Raw genomic sequence first — 10,217 nt, 5'->3', positions numbered from 1 at the left:
GCATCGCCACGTGCCTCAGGTCGGGAGGTCACCGGATCACCGAAACGCTCACGGCTACCGGCCCGGCGTTTCTCTGCGGTGGTCGGGGTCATTCCACGAGAGCCTCGTGGGCTACGGACACCAACGTTATTGGATGTCAGTTTGCTGCTGGGTTCACGCAGCATCAGGAGCCTGTCCACAACCGGCCTGCCATAGGAGGCCATGGCTGATACCGCTTCAGGTTCATGGCGGGCACAACTTGCCAACAGTCCCATCGACGCCAGGGTGATCACCGCGGAGGTACCACCAGCGGAAATCATCGGCAGCTGGATACCGGTGACAGGAAGCAGTCCCACAACATAAGAGATGTTGATGAAGGCCTGGGAGACCACCGCTGCGGTGAGGGTTGCGGCAAGCAGGCCGAGGAATGGGTCATGGCTGCGCTTGGCTGTGCGCAGACCGAAATAGAGCAAGGTGGCGAACAGGCCAATGACAATCGCCCCGCCCCACAGACCGAGTTCTTCACCGATGATGGCGAAGATGAAGTCATTTTTAGCTTCAGGCAGGTAGAACCATTTTGCGCGGGACTGTCCCAGCCCCACACCGGTGGCTGCGCCATCAGCCAGGGATAGAAACCCCTGATAAGACTGGAATGCTGTACCCCGGGTGTCATGGAAATTTCCGAAGAATGCATCAAAGTAGACGTTGAAACGGTTGGATCGGAAACCTCCACCCAGTGCCAGGGCAGCAAGGGCGGCAAGGAGTACACCACCTGCTAGAATCAGCCACCCCACGGCGATACCGGCGAAGAAAAGCATGAACAGAACAACCAGCACGAAGGACATCGCCATGCCAGCGTCGCCCTCAAGGAAGATCAGGGTGGCCATGAAGATACCGACCAGTGCGAATCTGGTGTAGTGGTTGTTGATCCAGTGTGTGACCGGCCCCTTCCCAGCGAGATAGTGTGCACCCCAGACGGCGATGGCAACCTTGGCGATTTCTGAGGGCTGGAAACTCACCGGTCCGAGATTGATCCAGGACTGGGATCCCACTTCTTCCCTACCTGTGCCGATGCCGGGAATCTGGACGGCAAGCAACAGCAGGATGGATATCACCAGCAGCGTTGGTGCCAGACTGCGGATCAACTGGGGCCGTACCATCAGGGCGACCCACATCACAGCAAAACCCACCACGATCATGACTGCCTGGCGCAGGGCGGTGCCCCAGACGCTTCCGACCTCAGAAAATGACCATGTCATGGAAGATGAGTACACCATGACCACGCCGATGCAGGACAGGGCGATGACGGTGAACAGGATCATGATGTAATCCGTCATCGGACGGGAGAGCAGATCATTCCAGGCATGGGAGATCCTCCCGCGGAGGCTGAGTCCGGTGCGAGAATTGCTCCGGGTCCTGGAGGCAGACTTCTGATCCCCTGCGCGCGGCTGTGCCGGTCCGGGCTTCCGTGATGCGCTGCTGGTGGTCATGAGATCCGCCCTACTCTTCCTTTTGTCCCTCGATTGTAGTGAGTACGGAGCGTGCAAAGAGATCGCCACGCTCCCCCATGCCCTTGTACATGTCCAGGGATGCTGCGGCTGGCGCTAGGAGCACGGAGTCACCTGATGTCGCGATTCGGAAGGCCTCAGTGACAAGCTCCTCCATCGCTCCCATCGGATCAGGAGATTCTGTCACATAAATCTGTGTTTCCGGGACATGTTTTTCTAGTGCGGTGACAATCTCTGCCCGGTCAACACCGAGGACCAGGGCTGCCTTGATCCGGTGAGCATGTGTTGCCACCAGTTCAGAGATGTCGGCGCCCTTGAGCTGTCCACCGACAAGCCAGATCACTGAGTCTTTTCCAGCAAGTGCTGAATCTGCAGCATGCGGGTTGGTGGCCTTGGAGTTGTCGATGAATTCCACACCGCCATCAACGGCGATAACCTGTCCGCGGTGTCCGGAGACCTCGAAAGCCTCCAGAGCTGCCGCGATGGCCTCCGGGCTCACACCCTGGGAACGTGCGAGTGCTGCGGCGGCCAGTGCGTCAAGGACTCCGGCGGGACCGGAGGGGTTGATACCATCAGCTGGTGCCAGCACCAGATTCTTACCAAAGGTGTTGTCCACCAGATGTCCGTTGTTCACACCGACCTGGCGTTCCCCCGGTACGTTGAGGGTGAAGCCGATGAGATCTTCAAGGTCCTGCTCAGTGGTCAGAGAGACCAGGAACTCATCATCTGCGCCGATGACAGCAACTGGCCCGTTGAGCACCTTGGTCTTGGCCAGGGCATACTCGCGGAAGGAGCCGTGCCAGTCAATGTGGTCTTCTGCCAGGTTCAGGACCAGGCCGGCATCCGGGACCAGGGTGGGTGCCCAGTGGAGCTGGAAACTGGATAGTTCCGCGACCATGACATCCACGCGTTCTTTTGCCAGCAACGCTGCAGAAACCGGGACCCCGATGTTGCCGACGGCCTCAGCAGCCTGTCCGCCCTGTTTCATCATCGCTGCCAACATCGCGGTGGTGGTGGTCTTACCGTTGGTTCCGGTGACCACCAGCCAGGTACGAGGGGTACCGAAGACGCCGGCACGATCCAGGCGCCAAGCCACTTCCACATCGCCGATGACTTCAAGGCCGTGGGCGGCGGCGTCGACAAGCAGAGGGCTGGCCGGATGCCAACCCGGAGAAGTCACCACGATGGAGTAATCATCCAGGGTGGCACGTGCCTCTGCGGTGCTGATATCGCGGACTTCGATCAGTTCCATCAAACGGTGGCGGGCGGTGTCATTGTCATCTGCCACCACCACCTCCAGACCGAGCTCGTGGAGCATGCCAGCGACGCCCAGGCCGGAGACACCGGCGCCGGCCACCAGGATCCTGCCGCGCAGTGATGCCGGCAGACCTGAGGTATCAAAGTGTGCAGTCATATTAGACCTCCGCCAGGGTGAGCCAGTCACTGTAGAACACGGCCATGCCGGCCAGAACGGCCATGATGGCAATCAGCCAGAAGCGGACCACGACGGTGGTCTCCGCCCAGCCGACCGCCTCGAAGTGGTGGTGGATCGGAGCCATCTTGAACACACGCTTCTTGCGGGTCTTGAATACTGCGATCTGGATGGCCACGGAGGCTACCTCGATGACAAAGAGGGCGCCGATGATGACCATGAGCAGCTCAGTGCGAGTGACCACGGAGATACCCGCGACCAATCCACCCAGTGCCAGGGAACCGGTGTCGCCCATGAAGATCTTCGCCGGTGCGGCGTTCCACCACAGAAAGCCGAGGGTGGCGCCAAGGCCACCGGCTGCCAGCACTGCGATATCGAGTGGATCACGCACGGTGTAGCAGCCGGCCTCCACTGCGGTATCGCAGGAGTTACGGAACTGCCAGAAGGTGATGAGGGTGTAGGCACCCATGACAAAGGCGGTAGTGCCGGCGGCAAGTCCATCAAGGCCATCGGTGACGTTGACCGCATTAGACCAGGCACTGACCACGATGTAGATGAAGATCAAAAAGACAATGATGCCCAGGATGCCGCCACCGAAGGCTAGGTCGATGGTGTCGATATCACGGATGAAGGACAGGTGTGTGGATGCTGGGGTCAGCCCGTTTTCATCCGGAAACTGTAGTACCAGGAAACCAAACACCAGGGCGATGGCCAGTTGGGAGACCAGTTTTGCGGTCTTGTTCAGTCCCAGGTTTCTTTCCTTGAACAGTTTGATGAAGTCATCAGCAAAGCCGGTGAGGCCAAGCCCCAACATCAAGCCCAGGACAAGCAGACCAGAGGCAGTGAAGCCACCGAAACCAGCCAGGATGGAGTAGATGTTGGTGACCAGGTAACTGACCACGATGCCGGCGATGATCGCAATGCCACCCATGGTCGGGGTGCCACGCTTACGCAAGTGTGACTGCAGGCCTTCTTCACGGATCTCCTGGCCGAGCTGCCGCTTGGTGAAATACCGGATCAGGACCGGGGTGAGGAAAATAGCGACCAGGAACGCAACGGCTCCACTGATGATGATCTGTTGCATTACTTCTTACAGTCCTTCCAGATTCCGGCGTGTTCCGCCTTCAAACATCCCGTGTAGCCCCTCGGCCAGGCGCCACAGCCTGTCGGCGTTGGATGCTTTGACCAACACGACATCATCTCGACGAATGTGTTGGCGTAAAAGTTCGATTGCTGCGTCAGCATCGGCCACCGCATAGGTCTTCACGCCCAGGGCAGCAGCCTGCTCCCCCAGTGCATGGCAGTTGGGGTTGTCCCCGACTGCAATGAGTCTTTCAATATGATACTTGGCCAGTTCCCCACCCAGTGCACGGTGTGCCTCCACAGCGTCATCACCGAGTTCACCCATCTGGCCGAGTACGGCCCAGCTATGGGATTCGGTACGTGCGCTGGCGGTGTAAGCCAGAGCTGCCACACCTGCCCGCATGGAATCCGGGTTGGCGTTATAGGAGTCATTGATGATGGTCACGCCATCAGGACGGGTGCGCACATCCATGCGGTGGGCAGAGGCCGCGGCGTGGGAGGCCAGGCCTGCCACCACCGTGGATTCATCAATGCCGGCTTCGATCGCCACGGCGGCGGCGGCGAGTGCATTGGACACCTGGTGTTCGCCGAAGACTTGGAGGGTCACCGGCCAGGAACCATTATTGGTGTGCAGCGTGAAACTGGCCCGTGCGACATCATCGAGTGAGAGGTCGGTGGCCCAGTAGTCCGCTCCCCGTGCCGGCGGGTTCGCCGTGGAGAAGGTGACTACACGTGCCTGGGTGCGCGGAGCCATAGAAGCCACGAAAGGGTCATCAGCGTTGAGGACGGCCACGCCGCCATCAGCAGCTGCGGGGAGAGCTTCAATGAGTTCTCCCTTGGCCTGGGCGATATTCTCACGGGAACCGAATTCACCTAAGTGCGCGGAACCGACGTTGAGGACCGCACCGATGCGTGGCGGGGTGATGCGTGCCAGGTGGGCGATGTGTCCGATGCCGCGCGCTGACATCTCAGCAACCAGGTAGCGGGTGGATTCAGTACAGCGCAGGGCGGTGTGTGGCAGACCGATCTCATTGTTGAATGAGCCCGGGGGTGCCACGGTGTCACCTGCCATGGATAGCACGGTGGCGATGAAGTCCTTGGTGGATGTCTTGCCAGCAGATCCGGTTATTGCGACCACGTTGAGGGAATGCTCACCCACACCCAGGTCAACCACGTGGCGTGCCAGGAGGGAGAGTGCCTCAATGACGGCCGCGCCATGGCCTTCTGGGTCATTGGCGTAGATATCCGCATTGGAATCAGATTTACCCACGGCGGGGACGATGATGGAGGGGGCATCCACTTCCCGTGCAGCCAGGACTGCGGCAGCACCCTTCTCTACGGCTGTGGCGGCAAATTCATGGCCGTCCACACGTGCTCCGGGCAGTGCCAGGAACAATCCTCCCGGCGTAATTTTGCGGGAGTCGAATTCGACGGTTCCGATGACAAGGGTGTCCGCCTGTGCGCCTCCGGCCAGTTCACCCCCGGTGATCTCGGCGATCTGGCCCAGTGTCAGTTGCATCATGGGTTCGGCCTATTTTCCTTCCCTGGTGGACTGCTTGTGCTGCAGTGCCTCACGAACCTGCTCGCGATCATCAAAATGGTGGGTGACTCCGGCAACCAGCTGGCCAACCTCATGGCCCTTGCCAGCTACAACAATGCCATCTCCGGGGCCTGCCCACTCGATCAGCGCGCGGATGGCCTTGGCACGGTCACCGATCTCACGGACATCTACCTGGCGCTCTGCCTCAGCAGCACCCTTGGTAGCACCTGCCATGACCGCTTCCCGGATGGTGGCGGGAACTTCAGAGCGGGGATTATCATCGGTGATGATGACGAGGTCGGCGCGCTGCGCGGACAGCTCACCCATGGGGGCACGTTTGGTGGCATCACGGTCGCCACCAGCGCCGATGACCACACCGAGGCGTCCCTCGATCTGGGAGCGCAGGGTGTCTAGCACAGCCGCCACGGCTGCTGGCTTGTGGGCATAGTCCACGACGGCGAGGAAGTCCTGGCCTTCGTCGATACGCTCCATGCGCCCTGGTACCGCAACCTTGGCCATGCCCTGGGCAAAGGGAACCGGGTCCACGCCGGCGCGCACGGCCGCAGCCAGGGCAAGGGTGGCGTTGGCAACGTTGAAGGCACCGGGTAGGGCCAGGGTGACGGGGACATCGCCGTGCTCAGGAGTGGTGATGGAGAAGTTCTGCTCTCCAGATTCGCTCACCTGGGCGGCGGTGGCGATGAAATCTGCTGTCTTACCGGTGGTGGCCACGGTCTGTGCGTTGCCAGCGATCTCAGCCATGTGTGTTCCCCACTCATCATCAACACAGACAACCTGGTTGGTTGCGGCAAGTGGTGAATCCGGATGGAAGAACAGCGACTTCGCTTCGAAGTACTCATCCATGGTGTCGTGGAAATCCAGGTGATCCTGGGAAAGGTTGGTGAAAGCGGCGACATCAAAGTGGGAGCCGGACACCCTTCCCAATGACAATGCATGACTGGACACCTCCATGACCACGTGGGTGACATCATGTTGACGCATGCGGTAGAACAGCTTCTGCAGCGTCGGTGCCTCCGGGGTGGTCAGCTTGGTGGGCACAGCTTCACCGTCAATGCGGGTACCTGTGGTGCCGATCAGCCCCACCTTGTAACCAGCCTCCATCAGGCCACGTTCCAGCAGGTAACTGGTCGTGGTCTTGCCGGAGGTACCGGTGACACCGATCAACACGAGCTCCTGTGAGGGATCGCCATAAACGCTTGACGACGCAACCCCCAACACCTTCCGAACCTCACTGACAACGATGAGGGGACGCTGGTCGCCAGCCTCAGCAAGGATTCCGGCACCCTCATCATCGGTGAGGACTGCCAGGGCACCTGCTGCGCGGTCCTGTGTGGCAAAAACAGCACCATGCTTACGAGTTCCCGGAACAGCAGCGAAGATCGCGGCCTTCTTAGACAGCGTGGAGGAATCCAGGCCGATATTGCGGATTTCCATCTCCGGATCCACCGCGTTGTGCAGGCGGCCTCCGATGATCTCAGCAAGGGCCGTGAGTGTGATGGCCATTGATATTCCTCCAGTGTGGGGTCAGGTTGTTGATGGGCAGATGGTCCAGGGGCCACGTGGGTGGTGTCCCCTGCTGTGAATATTGAGGGCTCAGTAAATTCTATTGAACCTACTGGGCTTCAAGAAGAATGGGTTCGGCTGGCGCGGACAGCGGGATATTATCCCGGTTGAGAAGCCAGGTGGCGATGTCCTTGAACAAGGGTGCGGCAGTGCCACCGGCACCACCATGAACACCACGTTCCGGCTCATCAAGCATAATTGCCACGACAAAACGGGGATCATCTGCGGGTGCGATTCCGGCGAAGGTAATCCAGTATTCAGAGTTGGAATAGGCCCCGGTGTTCTCATCGACCTTCTGGGCAGTACCTGTCTTGCCAGACAACTGGTAGCCCTCGATGGCGGCGTCTGCGGCAGTACCGCGCTGGAGACCGGTGGGGTCATCCTGGATCACCGACCGGAACATATCCACTGTGGTGCGTGCTGCCTCCGGGCTGACAACCTGGACTTTTTCCGGTTCTGGTTGTTCCAGGATGGTGCCATCGGAATCGGTGACCTGTTTGACGATGCGCGGTTCAATACGCTCACCGTCATTGGCCAACGCCTGGTAGATGCCGGCCATCTGCAAGAGGGTAATTGACATGCCCTGGCCGATCGGCAGGTTGGCAAAGGTACCACCGGACCACTGCTCGAGCGCTGGGATCAGGCCCTGGGATTCTGTGGGAAGTTCAATACCGGTGGGCTGCCCGATGCCGAAGCGGTCGAGGTATTCAGAGAACTGCTCCTCCCCGAGTCGCTCAGCCAGCATCAGGGTGCCCACGTTGGAGGACTTACCAAAGACACCTGCGGTGGTATACGGAACCACACCGTGATCCCAGGCATCCTTGACCGTGACACCTGCCATCTGGATGGTGCCTGGCACCTGGAGCACTTCATCAGGAGTGGTCAGACCCTCCTGAATCACACCGGCTGCCGTGATGATCTTGGCCACCGAACCAGGTTCAAAGGGGTGAGTGATCGATGGGTTGTCAAAGCTCTTTCCGCGTTCGATCTGCTTGGCGGTGTCCTCATTGGGGTTGATGGTGTCGGAGTTCGCCATCGCCAGGACCTCAGCGGTCTTGGCATCCAAGACAACAGCTGAGGCGCTGTCTGCCCCCGAGTTAGCTTTGGCCTGTTCCAGCAGCTGCTGGACATAGGTCTGCAGATCAAGGTCGATGGTCAGTTCAACACCGGCGCCGTCAACGGCTGGGACCTGATCGCGCAGGGTTCCCGGGATGGCCTGACCCTGGATGGACACATCCATGGTGGAACGGCCATCGATGCCGGCCAGGAGTGAATCATTGGAGGCTTCAAAACCGAACTGACCTTCACCGTCCATGCTGATCCGGCCGATGATGTTTTCCGCGACAGCGCCATTGGGATACTGACGGATGTCCTGGTGATCCCCTGCGATGCCATAGAGTTCATCGGTGATCTCTGCGGCGATATCCGGATCCACATTGCGTACCAGCACCTCGTACTGACTGTCGGCGTAGAATTTCTCCAAGATTTCCTCAGAGCGAATATTGGAGACATCTTTATCGTGAGATTCGATGATCTCCGGGATGCGTTTCGAGGCAAATTCCAGACGTTCGTCCAACTTGTCATCCAGGAATGCCTGGCGTTCCTCCGCATTCATGCGGACATAGTCCAGACCTTCATCGATGGTGACGTAGTCATCCACCTGCTCTGGGTCGGTCTGTTCAGCGGCAAGGCGCAGGGCCAGGTCGGTCTGGGTGATCATCTCCGGGCGGAGAATATTGGGGGACACGGTCAGGGAGCGTGCCTGCATGGTGTAGGCCAGTTGATTGCCGTCACGGTCCAGGATCTCACCACGACGTGCCGGATCGGCGTAGACACGTGTGCGCTGGTCAGAGGCATAAACAGCCAGGTCTGGCCCCCAAACCAGCTGAACCCATCCGAGTCTGAAGATGAGTAGTCCCGCCAGGCACAGCGCGATGGCGGTCACTGCGTTGACGCGACGTTTACGGGCTCCACCTTCACCCCTGCCTGGACGGTAGGTGCTGCCAGGGGTAGCCGCTGCACCGGAAGGCCCTGTTGAAGGCGTTGCTGCGGAACGTCGTTTCAGTTCCCGTTCTCTAGCTGTCCGCCTGCTTTCATCCTGGTACGCCGAACGGCGGGACGTGTCACCACGTCCCGCTCGTTGCTGCCGACTCTGTCCATCACCGGGGAAAGTCACTGCCCGACGCCACCTGCTTGCTCACCGGCGTCACGGGTTGTTGCACCATAAGGTACGTTTCCGGCAGGGGCATTGCTCTGATACGGAGGAGTCGCAGTGCCCTGCTGAGGAGGAATCACCTGTAGGTTTTCCGTCACCTCATCAATCTCATCCGGGTTGCTGGAAGCCTGGTTCGGGCGGACCTGCTGCCCATCATTGATGTCGATGATGGCGCGGGTCTCCGGGCTGGCTGGACGCTGCTCGCTAACCTCACCGTTGTCCTGAACCTCCAGAACACCCGGTTGCACCGGGGACACCATGCCCATGCCACTGGCGGTGGCAGCGATGGTTGCGGCTGAGCGTGCATCCTCAACATCGCGGGTCAGGGACTCAATGCGGTTGGCCAGTTCAGTCTCTTCTGCCTTGAGGTTCTGCAGCTGGTAGGTCTGCTGGGTGGACATGCCGGACAATCCCATGGACACACCGACACCAACACACAGCAGAACCACGACGATGATGAAAAGGTTGATCACCTTAGGATCAGCACGTGGGGCCACCACGCGACGTCCGCGCACAGACAGGACCTGCTGGGATCCGGTCTTGTGCTGGAAGCGGCGCTTATAGGTCGGCTGGGCACCGGGATTAACCAGGCCACGGGTGGAGTGGCGTCGCTCCGGTGGCAGCGTGGTGGGTGCGCCAACGGTACTTGCCGACGCGTTCCTTGCCGCAGTGGAATAGTCACGACTTCCCGACTTGCGGGAGGAACGGGTGCTGCTCGGCTCGGTACGGGAGCCACGAGTCATCGTCATGGTGGTTCTCCTTACTTCTCGGCGATTCGTTCAATCGCGCGCACCTTGACCGGCGCTGCACGGGGATTTTCTTCAATTTCAGCTTCAGAAGCAGTCTCTGCCCCTCTGGTGACCTGTTTGAACAGTGGTG

At 59.8% G+C, this 10,217-nt stretch carries 7 protein-coding genes and 1 pseudogene; all 8 read right to left on the bottom strand.

Annotation, left to right across the window (positions count from 1 at the left end; genetic code table 11):
- Window positions 1-1,316 (bottom strand): putative peptidoglycan glycosyltransferase FtsW (locus Q0M74_RS10865; RefSeq protein WP_293954324.1); only part of this gene is annotated, 1,316 nt, incomplete at its 3' end.
- Between the two features lie 163 nt (window positions 1,317-1,479).
- Complete coding sequence (gene murD, locus Q0M74_RS10860; RefSeq protein ID WP_293954320.1) at window positions 1,480-2,901, bottom strand: UDP-N-acetylmuramoyl-L-alanine--D-glutamate ligase; 1,422 nt, start codon at window positions 2,899-2,901, stop codon at window positions 1,480-1,482.
- A 1-nt stretch (window position 2,902) separates the two neighbouring features.
- Window positions 2,903-4,003 (bottom strand): phospho-N-acetylmuramoyl-pentapeptide-transferase, encoded by a 1,101-nt coding sequence (gene mraY, locus Q0M74_RS10855; RefSeq protein ID WP_293954318.1) that lies wholly within the window; start codon window positions 4,001-4,003, stop codon window positions 2,903-2,905.
- A gap of 6 nt (window positions 4,004-4,009) precedes the next feature.
- Window positions 4,010-5,524: a UDP-N-acetylmuramoyl-tripeptide--D-alanyl-D-alanine ligase gene (gene murF / locus Q0M74_RS10850; RefSeq protein WP_293954316.1), complete on the bottom strand. Its 1,515-nt coding sequence runs from the start codon at window positions 5,522-5,524 to the stop codon at window positions 4,010-4,012.
- A 9-nt stretch (window positions 5,525-5,533) separates the two neighbouring features.
- On the bottom strand, window positions 5,534-7,063 hold the full coding sequence (locus Q0M74_RS10845) for a UDP-N-acetylmuramoyl-L-alanyl-D-glutamate--2,6-diaminopimelate ligase (protein ID WP_293954314.1): 1,530 nt from the start codon (window positions 7,061-7,063) through the stop codon (window positions 5,534-5,536).
- Window positions 7,064-7,172: 109 nt separating this feature from the next.
- A complete protein-coding gene (locus Q0M74_RS10840) occupies window positions 7,173-9,068 on the bottom strand; it encodes a penicillin-binding protein 2 (RefSeq protein ID WP_293954322.1) in 1,896 nt (631 codons plus the stop codon).
- A 227-nt stretch (window positions 9,069-9,295) separates the two neighbouring features.
- Window positions 9,296-10,087 (bottom strand): hypothetical protein, encoded by a 792-nt coding sequence (locus Q0M74_RS10835; protein WP_293954312.1) that lies wholly within the window; start codon window positions 10,085-10,087, stop codon window positions 9,296-9,298.
- Between the two features lie 11 nt (window positions 10,088-10,098).
- A pseudogene (locus tag Q0M74_RS10830) lies at window positions 10,099-10,217 on the bottom strand (16S rRNA (cytosine(1402)-N(4))-methyltransferase); the annotation flags it as partial.

This window comes from uncultured Corynebacterium sp. (assembly GCF_945649885.1).
Taxonomy (GTDB): domain Bacteria; phylum Actinomycetota; class Actinomycetes; order Mycobacteriales; family Mycobacteriaceae; genus Corynebacterium.
The sequence above is the reverse complement of the archived record's forward strand: the minus strand, read 5'-3'. Positions and strand labels throughout refer to the sequence as shown.

Coding starts and splice junctions, on each gene's coding strand:
- murD (WP_293954320.1), bottom strand. CDS start 2,901: ATGACTGCACACTTTGATACCTCAGGTCTGCCGGCATCACTGCGCGGC.
- mraY (WP_293954318.1), bottom strand. CDS start 4,003: ATGCAACAGATCATCATCAGTGGAGCCGTTGCGTTCCTGGTCGCTATT.
- murF (WP_293954316.1), bottom strand. CDS start 5,524: ATGATGCAACTGACACTGGGCCAGATCGCCGAGATCACCGGGGGTGAA.
- Q0M74_RS10845 (WP_293954314.1), bottom strand. CDS start 7,063: ATGGCCATCACACTCACGGCCCTTGCTGAGATCATCGGAGGCCGCCTG.
- Q0M74_RS10835 (WP_293954312.1), bottom strand. CDS start 10,087: ATGACGATGACTCGTGGCTCCCGTACCGAGCCGAGCAGCACCCGTTCC.